The sequence below is a fragment of the Actinomycetospora sp. NBRC 106375 genome (assembly GCF_030269665.1).
Lineage (GTDB): Bacteria > Actinomycetota > Actinomycetes > Mycobacteriales > Pseudonocardiaceae > Actinomycetospora.
The window spans coordinates 128,712-144,568 of the sequence record NZ_BSTS01000015.1 but is presented as its reverse complement, the minus strand read 5'-3'; the positions used below and the strand labels follow the sequence as shown (position 1 = coordinate 144,568).

At 74.6% G+C, this 15,857-nt stretch carries 14 protein-coding genes; 9 read left to right on the top strand and 5 right to left on the bottom strand.

Going from position 1 to position 15,857, the window contains the following annotated elements; all coding sequences use genetic code 11:
- Positions 1-71: 71 nt before the first annotated feature.
- Together QSK03_RS23645 and QSK03_RS23640 are read right to left on the bottom strand one after the other, a co-directional pair.
- A complete protein-coding gene (locus QSK03_RS23645; protein WP_285657339.1) occupies positions 72-1,124 on the bottom strand; it encodes a PA containing protein in 1,053 nt (350 codons plus the stop codon).
- 151 nt (positions 1,125-1,275) lie between these two features.
- Positions 1,276-2,643, bottom strand: coding sequence for a SatS C-terminal domain-containing protein (locus QSK03_RS23640; protein ID WP_285657337.1), 1,368 nt, complete (start codon positions 2,641-2,643; stop codon positions 1,276-1,278).
- Between the two features lie 123 nt (positions 2,644-2,766).
- Here QSK03_RS23640 and QSK03_RS23635 point away from each other — a divergent pair, with 123 nt between their 5' ends.
- The 8 genes from QSK03_RS23635 to QSK03_RS23600 all read left to right on the top strand — a co-directional run bounded on the left by QSK03_RS23635 (position 2,767) and on the right by QSK03_RS23600 (position 12,840).
- Positions 2,767-3,681 carry a haloalkane dehalogenase gene (locus tag QSK03_RS23635; protein ID WP_285657336.1) on the top strand — a complete coding sequence of 305 codons (915 nt, stop codon included), beginning with the start codon at positions 2,767-2,769 and terminating at the stop codon, positions 3,679-3,681.
- A 50-nt stretch (positions 3,682-3,731) separates the two neighbouring features.
- Positions 3,732-4,361: a uracil phosphoribosyltransferase gene (gene upp, locus QSK03_RS23630; protein ID WP_285657334.1), complete on the top strand. Its 630-nt coding sequence runs from the start codon at positions 3,732-3,734 to the stop codon at positions 4,359-4,361.
- A gap of 29 nt (positions 4,362-4,390) precedes the next feature.
- Positions 4,391-6,190 (top strand): methionine--tRNA ligase, encoded by a 1,800-nt coding sequence (metG, locus tag QSK03_RS23625; protein WP_285657332.1) that lies wholly within the window; start codon positions 4,391-4,393, stop codon positions 6,188-6,190.
- Positions 6,183-7,082, top strand: coding sequence for a TatD family hydrolase (locus QSK03_RS23620; RefSeq protein ID WP_285657331.1), 900 nt, complete (start codon positions 6,183-6,185; stop codon positions 7,080-7,082). The genes metG and QSK03_RS23620 overlap by 8 nt, the downstream gene beginning before the upstream one ends.
- Before the next feature lie 290 nt (positions 7,083-7,372).
- On the top strand, positions 7,373-8,977 hold the full coding sequence (locus QSK03_RS23615; RefSeq protein ID WP_285657330.1) for a resuscitation-promoting factor: 1,605 nt from the start codon (positions 7,373-7,375) through the stop codon (positions 8,975-8,977).
- 30 nt (positions 8,978-9,007) lie between these two features.
- Positions 9,008-9,910 (top strand): 16S rRNA (adenine(1518)-N(6)/adenine(1519)-N(6))-dimethyltransferase RsmA, encoded by a 903-nt coding sequence (gene rsmA / locus QSK03_RS23610; protein ID WP_285657328.1) that lies wholly within the window; start codon positions 9,008-9,010, stop codon positions 9,908-9,910.
- 32 nt (positions 9,911-9,942) lie between these two features.
- Positions 9,943-10,947, top strand: a complete 1,005-nt coding sequence (locus QSK03_RS23605; protein ID WP_285657326.1) for a 4-(cytidine 5'-diphospho)-2-C-methyl-D-erythritol kinase — start codon at positions 9,943-9,945, stop codon at positions 10,945-10,947.
- Positions 10,948-11,031: 84 nt separating this feature from the next.
- Complete coding sequence (locus QSK03_RS23600) at positions 11,032-12,840, top strand: ABC-F family ATP-binding cassette domain-containing protein (protein ID WP_285657325.1); 1,809 nt, start codon at positions 11,032-11,034, stop codon at positions 12,838-12,840.
- 6 nt (positions 12,841-12,846) lie between these two features.
- On the opposite strand, the gene QSK03_RS23595 is transcribed toward QSK03_RS23600, so the two are convergent.
- The 3 genes from QSK03_RS23595 to QSK03_RS23585 are packed head-to-tail and all read right to left on the bottom strand — an operon-like array spanning position 12,847 to position 14,972.
- On the bottom strand, positions 12,847-13,599 hold the full coding sequence (locus QSK03_RS23595; protein ID WP_285657323.1) for a CPBP family glutamic-type intramembrane protease: 753 nt from the start codon (positions 13,597-13,599) through the stop codon (positions 12,847-12,849).
- 55 nt (positions 13,600-13,654) lie between these two features.
- The gene (gene pth / locus QSK03_RS23590; RefSeq protein ID WP_285657321.1) at positions 13,655-14,251 is read right to left on the bottom strand and encodes an aminoacyl-tRNA hydrolase; all 597 of its coding nucleotides are present in this window, start codon (positions 14,249-14,251) and stop codon (positions 13,655-13,657) included.
- A gap of 10 nt (positions 14,252-14,261) precedes the next feature.
- Positions 14,262-14,972, bottom strand: a complete 711-nt coding sequence (locus QSK03_RS23585) for a 50S ribosomal protein L25/general stress protein Ctc (RefSeq protein ID WP_285657320.1) — start codon at positions 14,970-14,972, stop codon at positions 14,262-14,264.
- 174 nt (positions 14,973-15,146) lie between these two features.
- Here QSK03_RS23585 and QSK03_RS23580 point away from each other — a divergent pair, with 174 nt between their 5' ends.
- A complete protein-coding gene (locus tag QSK03_RS23580; RefSeq protein ID WP_285657319.1) occupies positions 15,147-15,791 on the top strand; it encodes a class I SAM-dependent DNA methyltransferase in 645 nt (214 codons plus the stop codon).
- The last annotated feature ends 66 nt before the right edge of the window (positions 15,792-15,857 follow it).

Sequence of the window (15,857 nt, the reverse complement as noted above, 5' to 3'; positions counted from 1 at the left end):
CTCCGGGTGATCGAAGTACCGATACGGACGCTCAGCGTCTGCGACGGCACTTCGCTGACGACCCGGCGCGCTCAGCCCTCGGCGCCGGAGCTCTCCGTCGGCAGTTCCGCGCCGTTGACCTGGCTGTCACGCGAGACGGGCTTGCGCGAGCCGCGGCGGGCGGTCGGGCGGGGAGCGGGCATCGGGGCGGAGTTCCCGCCGCCCGGGCCGAGGATGATCTCGGCGAAGGTCGCCATCGCCTCGTCGAGGTGGCCGGCGTTGCGGCGCTCGGACTCCTCGTTGGCCTGGCGGACCAGCGCCACGACGGCCTCGTGGTCGGGCCGGCTGACCAGGGTGCCGTCGAGGCGGTCGAGCCCGTTCTCCACGGAGGTGGACAGGGCGCCGACGCGGTCGTTCAGCCCCGTCTCGACGCCGTCGAGGCGGCTGCCGACCTGGTCGAGGCGGCCGGTGAGGGACTCGAGCCGGGAGGTCAGCTCGCCGACCTGCTCGGCGGTCTCGGAGCGGGTGGTGGTGGCGTCGCTGCGGGCGGCCTCGCGGGTGCCGGTGATCTCCTCGGAGACGCCGCGGGCGAGGTCGTCGAGGCGGTCGCGCAGGGAGGAGTCGACGGCGTCGACGCGCTCGCGCATCGGGCCGGTGACCGCCGAGGGGAGCCCGTCGAGGCGCATCTCGTGGCGGTCGAGCTTGTTGTCGAGGTCGTCGAGGCGCTTGTGCAGCCCGGAGATGCGGTCCTCGAGACCGTCCATCCGGCCCGCCACGCCCTCGAAGCGCCCGGAGACGCCGTCGAGGCGGCCGTCGAGCTGGGCGAACGGGGTGGCCAGGCGCTCGGCGACGCGGTCGACGAGGCCCTCGACGAGCCGCGCGAGCGAGGAGATCGAGGACTCCTGGCTGTCGAGCTTCGCGACGGTCTCGTCGAGGCGCTCGGCCAGCACGCTCATCTCGGTGCGGTCGGGCACCTCGGAGAGCCGCTTGCGCATCGCGCCGAGGCTGTCGAGCGCCGCCAGGCGACCGTGGATCTCGTCGAGCGAGTCGAAGATCTGCTGCTGCTCGCTGTCCCGGACCTCCGCCGCCCGCACCAGCATGCTGCGCATGCGGTCGAAGGACATGGTCTGGCTGTTGTCGATCACGCGGCGCCCATCTCTCTGCGACGGTTCCGGCCCCGGGGACGGCCGGTCTCGGCAGCGCCGAAGCGTAAACACCCCCCGCGGGCCCAGCCCATCCGGGTGATGGCCGGGCGTCCGGGTGTCCACCACACGGGCACCATGCGTGGCCTGGCGTTCAGTGCTGCCGCAGCCGCCCCAGGAAACGGTCCTCGAGTGCCCGCCACGCGGTGGCCTCGCGGTCGAAAGGGGGCGAGGGCGTCAGGCGCGTCGGGTCGGGCCGCACGACGAACGAGACGAGCCAGCCGAGGCTCTCCGACGGCGCCAGCGCCTCGCGGGTGCGGGTCTCGCCGGCCCAGTCCGCGGCGTCGATCATCAGCTCGACCGCGAGCTCCAGCTGCTCGGCGTCGACGACGTCGGGCCCCTCGCCGATGTCGTCGGCGAGCCCCGCGAGCACGTAGCGGTTCTCCGGGGCCACCTCGATCTCGAGGTCGCCGCCGGTCGCGGCGGACACGACCTCCTCCCAGGTGGTCACGTCGGCGAGGTCGTGGCCGTCGGACCCCTCGCCCGCGATCCAGGAGCGCAGCGCGCGGGCCGAGGTGAACGTCTCGATGCGCCCCCCGGAGCCGAGGAAGACCGGGGCGTCGTCGAGGTAGCAGCGCAGCGTGATCACGTCGCCGTCGGTGGTGGTGATGCCGATCGGGTCGATGCCGACCTCCTCCCAGAAGCCCTCCTCGGGCTCCTCGGCGGCGTCGACGAGGTCGCTGCGCAGCGACTCGCCCCGGGTGTCCTCGCGGAGATCGTCGGGCGCGTCGTCGACGGCGTCGCGGGGGTCGTCGGCGACGTCCTGCGCGTCCTCGGGGTCGCCCTCGGCGTTCTCCGCCGGCGCCGCGGGCTCTCCCTCCGCGTCGGGATCGAGGTCGCCGGACTCCTCGGCGGTCGGGGTGGCCGTGGCGCGCAGCCGCGCCGCGAGCTCCTCGTCGACCTCCGGGATGGTGACCATGCCGTCGAGGGCGTCGACCACCTCGTCCCACCGCTCGTCGACGACCTCGGCGAGCTCGGCCCACAGCGCCTGCCCGTCGCGCCCGGCGAAGGCCGTCGGCCCGGCGGTGAGCGCGGCGAAGGCGGGGGTCGCGTCGAGCACCTCGTGGATGACGGCGAGGTCGCAGACGTCGGCGAGCGAGCGGCACATGGCCGCGACCTCGGCGAGGTCGTCGAGGGTCCAGGTGTCGGGGTCGCCCGCCGCGAGCTCGGGGACGGCGACGACGTCGTAGCGCTGCACGTCCTCGGGGGTCAGCTCGTCCACCGAGAGCTTCACGACGACCGGCCACGCGGGGTGGTCGGCGAGGTCGTGCTCCTGGCCGGACTCCTCGGCGCCCGCCACCCAGGCCGCGAGGTCGGCGGCGTCGGCGAAGGCGAAGAGCGCCTCGTCGTCGCCGAGGAACGCCTCCCACTCGTCGCCGTCCTGGCGCCACCGCGGTGCCCACAGCGTGACCAGGTCGCCGGCGGTGAGCGCCAGCGTGATCGGGATGATGTCCTGCGCCATGCCGGGCGGCCTCCGCGAACCGGGGGTGGGGTGCGCGGCGCACCTTATGCCGGGCGCCGTGACCTGCCCGTACCCCGCCGGGCCCTGTTCCACCGCATCCCTCCCGACTGCCACCCTGCCCGGGTGGAGCTGCTGCGGACCCCGGACGACCGTTTCGCCGACCTGCCGGACGTCGTGTCCGCGCCCGACTACGTCGAGGTCGACGATCCCGACGGCGGCCCGGGGATCCGGGTCGCGACCTACACCGCAGGCCTCGAGGACGCGCCCGCCGTGCTGCTGCTCCACGGCGAGCCGTCGTGGTCGTACCTGTACCGGCACGTCGTCGACGCGCTCGTGGCGGCCGACCTGCGGGCGGTGGCCGTCGACCTGGTCGGCTTCGGCCGCTCCGACAAGCCCGCGCGGATCGCCGACCACTCCTACGCCCGCCACGTCGCCTGGACCCGCCAGGCCGTGGACGCGCTCGGGCTGCGCGACGCGGTGCTCGTCGGGCAGGACTGGGGCGGGCTGATCGGCCTGCGGCTGGTCGCCGCCGAGCCGGAGCGCTGGGCCGGGGTCGTGGCCGCCAACACCGGCCTCCCGACCGGCGACGTCGACATGCCGCAGGTCTGGTGGGGGTTCCGCCGTGCGGTCGAGAAGGCCGAGATCCTCGACGTCGGCCGTCTCGTCGCCTCCGGCTGCGCCCGCGGTCTCGCCGACGCCGACCGGGCGGCGTACGACGCGCCGTTCCCCGACGAGACGTTCAAGGCCGGGCCGCGGGCGATGCCGCTGCTCGTGCCGACCCGCCCCGACGATCCCGAGAACGGCGCGAACCGGGCCGCCTGGGAAGCGCTCGGGCGCTACGACCGCCCGTTCCTCACCGCGTTCTCCGACTCCGACCCGATCACCGGCGCCATGGGCCCTGTGCTGCGCGACCACGTCCCCGGCGCGGCCGGCCGGGTGCACCCGACGATCCCCGACGCCGGGCACTTCCTGCAGGAGGACGCGGGCGCCGAGCTCGGGCGCGCGATCGTGGCGTTCACCGAGTCGCTGCCGCGCTGATCACCCGACCCGCGCGTCGCCCGCCACCCGGCCCGATAGCGTCCGCGGCCATGCCGGGTCCCCACGTCGTGCGCCACCCGTTCGTCGACGTCCGCATGACCACCCTGCGCGACGAGACCACCGACCGGCCGGCGTTCCGGGCCGCCGTGCGGGAGCTGACCGCGATGGTGGTCTACGAGGCGATGCGCGACGCGGCCACCGCCCCGGTGGCGATCCGCACGCCGGTGGCGGCGACGACGGGCGCCGAGCTCGCGACGCCGCCGGTGCTCGTGCCCGTGCTGCGCGCCGGGCTCGGGATGGCGGAGGCGGCCCACGCCCAGGTGCCCGGGGCCGTGATGGGCTTCGTCGGCGTCGCCCGTGACGAGCAGACCCTGCAGCCCACGCCGTACATGGCGTCGTTGCCGGGGAGCCTCGCGGGCCGGCCCGTGTTCGTGCTCGACCCGATGCTCGCCACGGGCGGGTCGATGGCCTACACGATCGACCTGCTCGCCGACCGCGGCGCCGACGACGTCACCGCGATCTGCCTGCTCGCCGCGCCCGAGGGCGTCGCGCACCTCGCGGCGACCCACCCGGACGTGCCGGTCTACACCGCCGCCCTCGACGAGCGGCTGAACGAGCACGGCTACATCGTCCCGGGCCTCGGCGACGCCGGGGACCGGCAGTTCGGGGCGATGCCGTAGCCGGTGGCGGGCGTGCGGAGAATGGGGACATGAGCATCCCCGTGCTGACCGCCGTGGCGTGGCCGTACGCCAACGGCCCGCGGCACATCGGCCACGTCTCCGGCTTCGGTGTGCCCTCCGACGTCTTCTCCCGCTACCAGCGGATGGTCGGCAACCGGGTGCTCATGGTCTCGGGCACCGACGAGCACGGCACGCCGATCCAGGTGCAAGCCGACGCCGAGGGCACGACGCCCCGCGAGCTCGTCGACCGCTACTCGCGGGTGATCCAGGACGACCTCGTCGGGCTCGGCCTGTCCTACGACCTGTTCACGCGCACGAGCACCGACAACCACCACCGCGTCACGCAGGACCTGTTCAGCGCGCTGTGGAACAACGGCTACGTCGCGACCGAGACGACGCTCGGCGCGGTCAGCCCGTCGACGGGCCGCACGCTGCCCGACCGCTACATCGAGGGCACATGCCCGATCTGCGGGTACCCGAGCGCGCGCGGCGACCAGTGCGACAACTGCGGCAACCAGCTCGACCCCGCGGACCTGATCAACCCGCGCTCGCGCATCAACGGCGAGACCCCGCAGTTCGTCGAGACCGAGCACCTGCTGTTCGACCTGCCGGCGTTCTCCAAGTCCCTCGCGTCGTGGCTCGACACCCGGACCCACTGGCGGCCCAACGTCCTGAACTTCAGCCGCCGCCTCGCCGAGGACCTCAAGCCCCGCGCGATCAGCCGCGACCTCGACTGGGGCGTGCGGATCCCGCTCGACGGCTGGCGCGACGCCCCGATGAAGCGGTTCTACGTCTGGTTCGACGCCGTCATCGGCTACCTGTCGGCGTCGGTCGAGTGGGCCCAGCGCACCGGCGACCCGGACGCCTGGAAGCAGTGGTGGTGCGACCCGGACGCCCAGTCCTTCTACTTCATGGGCAAGGACAACATCACGTTCCACTCGGTGATGTGGCCGGCGATCCTGCTCGGGCACAACGGCGAGGGCGACCGCGGCGGCGAGGTCGGCGGCTTCGGGCACCTCAACCTGCCCACCGAGGTGGTCAGCTCCGAGTTCCTCACGATGAGCGGCTCGAAGTTCTCCACCAGCCGCGGCACGGTGATCTACGTCGGCGACTTCCTGCGCGAGTTCGGGCCGGACGCGCTGCGCTACTTCATCTCGGTGGCCGGGCCGGAGAACCAGGACACCGACTTCACGTGGGACGAGTTCGTGCGGCGCACGAACTTCGAGCTGGCCAACGAGTGGGGCAACCTCGTCAACCGCTCGGTCTCGATGGCCGCGAAGAACGTCGGCGCCGTGCCCGAGCCGACCGCGCCGGACCCGGCCGACGAGGCGCTGCTCGCGCAGTCGCGGGCGGCGTTCGACACCGTCGGAGCCCACCTGGCCCGCTCGCGGTTCAAGCAGGCGATCTCCGAGGCGATGCGGGTGGTCGGGGAGGCGAACGCCTACCTGTCGCACCAGGAGCCGTGGAAGCGCAAGGACGACCCGGCCCGCCGGGACACGATCCTGCACACCGCGCTGCAGGTGGTGCAGGACGCCAACACGCTGCTGACGCCGTTCCTGCCGCACGCCGCGCAGAAGGTCCACGAGGCCCTCGGCGGCACGGGCGTGTGGGCCGAGCAGCCGCACCGCGAGGACGCCGGCACCTCCGGCGAGCTCGGGACGAGCCACTCGGTGCTCACCGGCGACTACGCCGCCGAGCAGGCCCGCTGGGCGTCGACGCCGATCCCGGTGGGCCGGCCGCTGGCCCGGCCGACCCCGCTGTTCGCCAAGCTCGACCCGAGCCTCGGCGAGACCGGTCCGTCGTGGGCGCCGATCCAGAGCGGTGAGTAAGGACCGCGTCCCACCCCCGGTGCCCGAACCCATCGGGCACGGCCAGGGGATCGTTCACTGTATCGACGCCCACACCCACCTCGACGCCTGCGGAGCGCGGGAGCCCGAGGTCCTCGCGCAGGTCCTCGACCGCGCCACCAGCGCCGGGGTCGAGGCGGTGGTCACCACGGCCGACGACCTCGACTCCGCACGCTGGGCGGCATGGGCGGCCGACGGCGACCCGCGCGTGTTCGCCGCGGTGGGCCTGCACCCGACGCGCTCGAACGACCTCACCCCCGACGCCCGCCGGGACCTCGAGGAGCTCACCGCGCGGCCCCGCGTCGTCGCCGTGGGCGAGTCCGGGCTCGACGACTACTGGACGACGCGCCGCGAGGACTGCGCGCCGCTCGACGTCCAGCGCGAGGCCTTCGCCTGGCACATCGACCTGGCCAAGCGCACCGGGCTGCCGCTGGTCATCCACGACCGCGACGCCCACGACGCGATCCTCGACGTCCTCGCCGCCGAGGGCGCGCCGCCGACCACGGTCTTCCACTGCTTCTCCGGCGGGCCCGCGCTGGCGCGCCGCTGCGCCGACGAGGGCTGGTTCGCGTCGTTCTCGGGCACGGCGACCTTCCGCAACGCGAACGCCGCCGAGCTGCGACGAGCGGCGCAGCAGATGCCCGCCGAGCTCGTCCTCGTCGAGACCGACGCCCCGTTCCTGACTCCGCACCCGTACCGCGGTCGGCCGAACGAGCCCTACGTCGTCCCCCACACGGTGCGCGATCTGGCGGAGCTCCGTGAGGAGCCCGCCGAACGGCTGGCGGCGACCACCGCGGACAACGCCCGACGGGCCTATCGACTCGCCGAACACCCTCAACCTTCACGCTCTGTCGCCCGAGAGAGCGCAGGGTAGCCACGCTCGTCGTCGCCGGCGTGCCGTTCGGCGCAACACGGTCGTGTCGGCTTGATGGCGGCGATACCCAACTCGTTACCGTGCTGTGACTCGCCGGGATGGAACCACCCCCGAGGGCCCGCGTGATGAGGACTTCCCCAGGTCCCCAGCACAGGGAGGACGCCACGAGGACGTGACGGTCTCCCCAGGACCGGTTCCTGCCCGGATGGACGAAACGATGTGGACTCTCCTGTGCTTGTGCGCTCCCTGTTCGCATTGACCTGCTCCCCGGTCCCCGTGGTGGCCGCCCGATGAGCGCGGACACCACGACCCGCGGCCGCGCCGGCCTCGTCGGCGAGGGCGACAGCGACACCGCAGGCCTGCCGATCACCGACGGCGCCTGGTTCGGCTCCGAGGCGCCCGACGGGCACGGCCCGCACGGCTCGTACGGGACCTACGGCGACGCCTGGTACGCCCAGGACGGGTACGCGACCGACGTCGCCGGCGACTACGCGCCGGACTACGGCTACGACGCGGCGCACGAGTTCGGCTACGACACGGCGTACGGCACCCGCGGCGGCGAGCAGCCGGGCTGGTTCGACGACATCACCGGCCCGCTCCCGGTCGCGCGCACCGCCGACCCGGCGACGACGGTCGACCCCGGCACGAGCGGCCCGCTCGACCTCTCCGACCTCGACGAGTGGAACGACCTCGAGTCGTTCACCGGCGAGCAGGACCTCGAGGCCGAGCCTCACGGCGACCTGCGCGGTGCCGCTCCCGCCGGCCTGACCGCGCTCGACGACCCGCAGCGCTTCGGCGGCGACACCCGCCGCCGCTCCAACGCCGTCAAGGGCGGCGTCGCGGTCGCCCTCCTGGCCGTCGCGGCCGGCGGCAGCACGGCCGTGGCGCTGGACAAGGAGGTCACGGTCACGGTCGACGGCGTCGACCAGGTCGTGCACACCTACTCCTCGGACGTCTCCGGCGCGCTGGACAGCGGCGACATCGAGCTCGGCCCGGGCGACCAGCTCGCGCCCGGGCCCAACGCCGAGGTCCACGACGGCGACCACCTCGTCGTCAACCACACGCGCAGCGTCGCGCTGATGGTCGACGGGCGCCCGCAGACGATCTCGACGACGGCCCGCACCGTCGCGGACGCGCTGGCGCAGCTCGGTCTCCCGACCGACGGCCTCGTCACCTCGGCGCCGATGAGCGCGAACATCCCCGTCAACGGGATGAACCTCGACGTGCGCGTGCCGAAGGCCGTGACGCTGGTCGACGGCGGCGGCGCCCCGCGGCAGATCACGACCACCGCGGCGAACGCCAACGAGCTGCTCGCCCAGAACGGCCTCGCGGGCCTCAGCCCGACCGACACGGTGGCCGGTGACCTCGTTAACGGCGCCACGCTCACCGTCACCCGCAACACCGTCACCCAGGTCACCGAGACCCGGCCGGTCGCGCCGCCGATGCGCACCGTCGACGACCCCGACCTCGAGCAGGGCGAGACCCGCGTCGAGGAGCCCGGCCAGGCCGGCGAGGAGGTCGTCACCTGGTCGGTCAACGCCACCAACGGCGCCGAGACCGGGCGGACGCAGGTCGGCGAGTCGCAGGTGACGCGCCAGGCCGTCGGCGGCGTGGTCCACCGCGGCACCAAGCCCAAGAACGAGGCCCCGGCGGTCGGCCGCGGCAAGTGGGACCGCATCGCCCAGTGCGAGTCGACCGGCGACTGGTCGACCAACTCGGGCAACGGCTACTACGGCGGCCTGCAGTTCGACAAGAAGACCTGGAACGCCTACGGCGGCTCGCGGTACGCCTCGCGTCCCGACCAGGCCACGCGCGAGGAGCAGATCGCGGTCGCCGAGCGCGTCCGTGACTCGCGCGGGGGGTACGGCGCCTGGCCGGTCTGCGGGTCCCGCTAGACCAGTTCCGTTCTTTGCCACGATGACCGCGTGACGAGTCCGGCGCGCCTGTTCGGGGCAGGCGACGTGCGGGCTCTGGCCGCGGAACTGGATCTGCGCCCGACCAAGCGGCTGGGCCAGAACTTCGTCCACGACGCCAACACCGTCCGGCGCATCGTGCGCCGGGCGGAGGTCGGTCCGGAGGACGTCGTGCTCGAGGTCGGTCCCGGCCTCGGGTCGCTGACGTTGCCGCTGCTCGAAGCCGCGGCGACGGTCGTGGCCGTGGAGATCGACCCGGTGCTCGCCGGGCGGCTCCCTGGCACCGCGGCCGACCGCGCCCCGGGCGCCGACCTGCGCGTCGTCACGGCCGACGCGGTGCGCCTGGAGCCCGGCGACCTGCCGTGCGCGCCGGACGTCCTCGTGGCGAACCTGCCCTACAACGTTGCCGTCCCCGTCGTGCTGCACCTGCTCGCCGTGCTGCCGTCCCTGCGCCGGGGCCTCGTCATGGTGCAGGCCGAGGTCGCCGAGCGGCTCGCCGCGCGGCCGGGGGAGCGGGCCTACGGGGCGCCGTCGGCGAAGCTCGCCTGGTACGCCGACGCCCGCCGGGCGGGCCCGGTGCCGCGCGCGGTGTTCTGGCCGGTGCCCGGCGTCGACTCCGGGCTCGTGGCGTTCACCCGGCACGCGGGGCAGCCCGCCGACGTGGAGCGCGACGCCGTCTTCGCGGTCGTCGACGCCGCGTTCGCGCAGCGCCGCAAGTCGCTGCGGGCGGCCCTCGCCGGCTGGGCGGGATCGGCGCCGGCGGCCGAGGCCGTGCTGCGGGCCGCGGGCATCGACCCGGGCGCGCGGGGCGAGTCGCTCGACGTCGCGGCGTTCACGGCGATCGCCCGGGCGGCGGCGGCCGGGGACGCGGCCGGGGACGCAGCGGGGGACGCGTCCGGGGAGGCGACGTCCTGAAGGCGGGCGGGCGCGGTCCGTACCCTGGTCGGGTGCTCTCCGCCGTCGGACCGCCGGTCACCGTCCGCGTCCCGGCCAAGATCAACCTGCACCTGGCCGTGGGCGATCTCCGCGCGGACGGCTACCACGACCTGGTCACGGTCTTCCAGGCGCTGAGCATCGCCGACGAGGTCAGCGTGAGCACCGCCGTCCCCGGCGCCATCGAGCCCGGGGTGTCGGTCACGGCGGTCGACGGGGTCGACGACAGCGACGTGCCGACCGACACGACGAACCTGGCGTGGCGGGCGGTCGAGGCCCTCGCCCGGCGGGCCGACCGCACCCCCGACGTCCGCGTGGCCCTGCGCAAGGCCATCCCGGTGGCGGGGGGCATGGCGGGCGGCAGCGCCGACGCCGCCGGCGCCCTGCTGGCGACCGCGGGGCTCTGGCGGCTCGACCTGGGCCGCGAGGACCTCATGGAGGTGGCCGCCGAGGTCGGCTCGGACGTCGCGTTCGCCCTGCACGGCGGGACGGCGCTGGGCACCGGGCGGGGCGAGCGCCTCGTCCCGGTGCTGACGCGCCACACGTTCCACTGGGTCGTGGCCGTCGCCGACCACGGGCTCGCGACCCCGACCGTGTTCGGCGAGCTCGACCGGCTGCGCGCCCGCCCCGAGGCGCCGCGGCGCGTCGGCGACGTCGAGCCGGTGCTCGAGGCGCTGGCCTCGGGGGAGGCGCGCTCGCTGGCCCTGCTGCTGGGCAACGACCTGCAGGCCGCCGCGGTGAGCCTCGACCCGGGGCTGCGCCGCACGCTGCGCGCCGGGGTCGACGCGGGCGCGCTCGCCGGTGTCGTCTCCGGGTCCGGGCCCACGTGCGTGTTCCTGTGCGACGGCCAGGACGCCGCCGTCCGCGTCGCCGCCGAGCTCGCGGGCGCCGGTGTGTGCCGGACGGTCCGCGTCGCGCACGGGCCGGTCCCCGGGGCCAAGGTCGTCGACGCCGACGGCGGCACCGGCCCGCCGCCCCCGCCCCGTCCGTTCGACCCCGGCCCCGGGGCCTACGCCTGACCCTGTGCCCTCTGGCAGCGACCGTGGCATCCGCTGCTTCTACGCGCGCGAAGTCCCCGTTCGCGCCCTCTGGAGAATGGAACCGTGCCCAACCTCGTCAACCTCGAGTCGGTGTCGATCGGCTTCGGCGGCCCGAAGCCGGTGCTCGACGGCGTCTCGCTCGGCGTCGACACCGGCGACCGCATCGGCGTCGTCGGACGCAACGGCGGCGGGAAGTCGACGCTGGTGAAGGTGCTGGCCGGGACGCTGGCGCCGGACACCGGCCGGCGCAGCCCGGTCGGCGGGCTGCGGATGGCGCTGGTCAGCCAGCAGACGCAGCTGTCGGGGGACACGGTCCGCGAGGCCGTGCTGGGCGGTCCCGTCCCCGACCACGAGTGGGCCGCCGACCCGCGCAGCCGCGCGGTCGTGGAGGGCCTGCGCCCCGGCGGCGACCGGGGCCTCGACGCCTCGGTCGAGGGGCTCTCCGGCGGCGAGCGCCAGCGGATCGCCCTGTGCGCGGCCCTGGTCCAGGACCTCGACCTGCTCGTCCTCGACGAGCCCACCAACCACCTCGACGTCGAGGGCATCGGCTGGCTCGCCGAGCACCTGCTCGCCCGGCGCACCGCGCTCGTCGTCGTCACCCACGACCGCTGGTTCCTCGACACCGTCGCCTCGCGCACCTGGGAGGTCGTCGACGGCCACGTCGAGCAGTACGAGGGCGGCTACGGCGACTGGATCTTCGCCCGGGCCGAGCGGGCGCGCCTCGCCGACGCCGCCGAGCAGCGCCGCCGCAACCTGGCGCGCAAGGAGCTGGCGTGGCTGCGGCGCGGGCCGCAGGCGCGCACGTCCAAGCCGCGCTACCGCGTCGAGGCCGCCGAGGCGCTGATCGCCGACGTCCCCGAGCCCCGCGACACCGTCGAGCTCGTGACCATGGCAAAGCACCGGCTCGGGCGCACGGTGATCGAGCTGGAGGACGCGACGCTGACGGTCGGCGGCCAGGAGGGAGGTGAGCGCAGGACCCTGGTGAACCGACAGACGTGGCGCATCGGCCCCGGCGACCGCATCGGCATCGTCGGCATCAACGGCTCGGGCAAGACGACGCTGCTGCGCGCGGTCGGCGGCGAGCGCGCCCTCGACGGCGGGCAGCGCGTGCAGGGCACCACCGTGCGCCTGGCCCACCTGTCGCAGGATCTCGCCGAGGCGAGCGGAGCGACGGGACAGAACCTGGCCCTGCCGATGCACCGCCGCGTGCTCCAGGCCGTCGAGGACATCGCGGAGCGGGTGACGATCGGGCGCTACGAGCAGACGGCGTCACAGCTCGCCGAGCGCTTCGGCTTCCCGGCGTCGCGGCAGTGGACGCCGGTGTCGGACCTCTCCGGCGGGGAGCGCCGGCGCCTGCAGCTCGTGCGCCTGCTCATGACCGAGCCGAACGTCCTGCTGCTCGACGAGCCCACCAACGACCTCGACGTCGACACCCTCCAGCAGCTCGAGGACCTCCTCGACGGCTGGCCGGGCACGCTCGTCGTCGTCAGCCACGACCGCTACCTCACCGAGCGGGTCTGCGACCGCGCGGTCGCCCTGTTCGGCGACGGGAAGATCACCGACCTGCCGGGCGGCATCGAGGAGTACCTGCGCCGGCGCGCCGGTCAGAGCGCGCCGCCGTCGATCGCGGCGTCGTCCGCGTCCACGGCCTCCGGCGGCGGGGAGGCCGACCGCCGCGCGGCCCGCAAGGAGGTCGCGCGGATCGAGCGTCGCCTGGAGCGGATCGCGACCGAGGAGACGAAGCTCCACGAGAAGCTCGCCGCCGCGGCGACCCAGCCCGGCCGTCTCCAGGAGCTCGACGCCCAGCTGCGCGCGCTGCTCAGCGAGCGGGAGCAGCTGGAGGAGGCGTGGTTGGAGAACGCGGTCGACTGACCGGGGTCACCGCACCGCCGGCGAGGGCGCCGGGGGGAACGCCGTCGTCGCCTCCGCCGGAGCGGGCCGCAGCCACCACCGCAGGTCGACGACCACGAGGACGACCGCCAGCGCCAGCCAGAGGGTGAAGTAGAGGACGGTGTCGTCCTGGATCGCGCCCTCGACGGCGTGGGCGACGACGACCAGCAGGACGCTGCCCCCGGCGTGGTCGAACAGCCACGAGTACCAGAACGTCACGCCCACCGTGCCGACGATCATGCCCACCAACGTCGTCGCCCGGTCGCCCTCGGCGAGCAGGACCAGCGGCAGGTGCCACACGGTGACGATCACCGCGAGCACCGCCGTCGCGGCGAGCGGTGAGAGCCGCGACTGCAGGCCCGGCAGGGCGAACCCCCGCCAGCCGGGCTCCTCGCCGAACGCCCCGTCGGTGGGGTTCACGAGCCGCAGCAGGAAGACCAGCAGGACGTCGCCCCACGCCGCGAGCCGCAGCGGGGACGAATCCCCCAGGATCGCGGCGAGGACGTGGATCGCGACCGGCACCGCGAGCGCCAGCGCCCACCACCACCAGCGCACGCGCCAGAGGACGATGCGGCGCCCGAGCGCGGCGAGGCCCGCGCGGCCCTGGCTGATCGGCACCACGATCAGCGCGGCGACCAGCGGCGCGAACGCGCCGAAGGAACCGAACGGGACGAACGCCCACGCGATGACGTAGGTCAGCACGAAGAACGTGACGAGGGGGTGGCGGCGCACCGCACGCATACCGGGAGGGTCTGCCGCGATCAGCGGGACGGCCAGCCGCCGTTCGGAGTCACCCTCAGGCTCGGTGGAAGCGGTTCTGCGCCGGTTCGAGGCCCTCGGCCGCGAGCGCCTCGACGGCGTCGGCGGCCAGCTCGACGGAGACGTCGAGCTCCTTGCGCTCGGCCGACGACCAGCGCTTGAGCACGTAGTCGGCGGGGTCCTGGCGACCGGGCGGGCGCCCGATGCCGAACCGGACGCGCAGGTAGTCCTTCGTGCCCAGCGACTTCGAGATCGAGCGCAGACCGTTGTGGCCGCCCTCGCCGCCGCCGCGCTTGAGGCGCACGACGCCGAACTCGAGGTCGAGGTCGTCGTGGACGACGATCACGTCGGTGGGGTCCACCGAGAAGAAGCGGGCGGCGCCGGCGACCGGGCCGCCCGAGAGGTTCATGTAGCCGCGGGGCTTCGCGAGCACGAGGCGGCGGCCGGCGAGCCGGCCCTCGGCCACGTCCGCGCCGGAGCGCTTGTGCGGCGAGAACCGGCTGCCGGTGCGGGCCGCGAGGACGTCGGCGACGACGAAGCCGACGTTGTGCCGGGTGCCCTCGTAGTCGGGACCCGGGTTGCCCAGCCCGACGACCAGCAGGGGGCCGTCGGGCCGGGCACCGTCGGAGCTCACGGGTGTCGGGTCAGCTCTCGTCGGAGGACTCGGCGGACTCGCCCGAGCCCTCGGCGCTCTCGTCGCCGGAGGCGGCCTCGGACGACTCGCCGGTCTCGGCGGCCTCGTCCTCGGAGGCGTCCTCCTCGACACCCGCACCCTCGGTGTCGATCTCCTCCTCCATGGCCTCCTCGGTCGGCGCCTCGGTGACGTTGACGACCAGGAGCTCGGGGTCGGAGACCAGCTCGGCGCCGTCGGGCAGCCGGATGTCGCCGGCGAGGAACTGCGTGCCGATCTCGGCGTCCTCGATGACGACCGAGATCTCCTCGGGGATGTTGGTCGCGTCGGCCTCGACGGTGAGCGTGTCCTCGTTCTGGAACACGAGCGTCCCGGAGGCGGCCTCGCCCACGATCACCACGCGGACGTCGACCTGGACCTTCTCGCCGCGGCGGACGAGCACGAGGTCGATGTGCTCGAAGAAGCCCTTGATGGGGTCGCGGGCGATGCTCTTGGTCAGCGCGAGCTGCGGCTGCCCGCCGAGCCCGGTGATGGTGAGCAGGGCGTTGCGCCCGTTCTCGCGCAGCGCCGCGGCGAACTCGACGGTGTCGAACGCGAGGTGCACGGGGTCGGTGCCGTGCCCGTAGAGCACGCCGGGGACCTTGCCCGCGCGGCGCGTGCGACGGGCCGCGCCCTTGCCGAACTCGGTGCGGGTCTCCGCCGCGATGCGGACCTCGTCGGCCATGGTGTCTCTCCTGGTGTCGCTCTCGGGTCGGCGCGCCGCGCGCGGCCGGGACCCGGGGACCGGGAGAGGCCGCACCGCGTCGATCACGGCCGGTGCTCTCCACCGGCCCTCGCCGAAGTGCGGGTCCCACGATACCGGTGGGCCTGTCGTGGCCCCGTCCTAGGGTCCGCTGCCGTGACGGAACCGGCCGACCGCCGCGCCACCCGCGACGGCTACGACGCGATCGCCGAGCCCTACACCGAGGAGTTCCGCGACGAGCTGGCGGGCTCGGCGCTCGACCGCGCGGTGCTCGGGGCGTTCGCGGAGCTCGTCGAGGGCGACGTCCTCGAGGCCGGCAGCGGGCCCGGCAGCGTCACCGCGCACCTGCACGCCTGCGGGGTGGCGATCCGCGGCGTCGACCTCTCGCCGGCGATGGTCGCGCTCGCACGCCGCCAGCACCCGGGGATCGCGTTCGCCGTCGGCGACATGGCGGCCCTCGACGTCGCGGACGCCTCGCTGGGCGGCCTCGTCGCCTGGTACTCCCTCATCCACGTCCCGCGTCCCGAGCTGCCGGCGGTGCTCGCCGAGTTCCGCCGCGTCCTGCGACCGGGCGGGCGCCTGCTGCTGGGGTTCCAGGTCGGCGACGACGTCTCGCACCACGACGAGGCGTTCGGGCACCGCGTCTCGCTGGACTTCCGCCGCCTGCAGCCCGACGCCGTCGCGGACCTGCTGGTGGAGGCGGGGTTCGACGTCACCGCGCGGGTGGTGCGCGCGCCCGAGGTGGACTCGCGGGCGAAGCCGTTGCCGCAGGCGGCGATGCTCGCGCGGCGGGCGCGCTGACGATCAGCAGGTCGTGGGCACCTCGCGGGACCCGTCGCGGGTGCCTTTCCGCCTGCTGATCTCCGC

Coding starts and splice junctions, on each gene's coding strand:
- QSK03_RS23595 (WP_285657323.1), bottom strand. CDS start 13,599: ATGCGTGCGGTGCGCCGCCACCCCCTCGTCACGTTCTTCGTGCTGACC.
- QSK03_RS23585 (WP_285657320.1), bottom strand. CDS start 14,972: ATGGCCGACGAGGTCCGCATCGCGGCGGAGACCCGCACCGAGTTCGGC.
- upp (WP_285657334.1), top strand. CDS start 3,732: ATGCCGGGTCCCCACGTCGTGCGCCACCCGTTCGTCGACGTCCGCATG.
- metG (WP_285657332.1), top strand. CDS start 4,391: ATGAGCATCCCCGTGCTGACCGCCGTGGCGTGGCCGTACGCCAACGGC.
- QSK03_RS23615 (WP_285657330.1), top strand. CDS start 7,373: ATGAGCGCGGACACCACGACCCGCGGCCGCGCCGGCCTCGTCGGCGAG.
- QSK03_RS23640 (WP_285657337.1), bottom strand. CDS start 2,643: ATGGCGCAGGACATCATCCCGATCACGCTGGCGCTCACCGCCGGCGAC.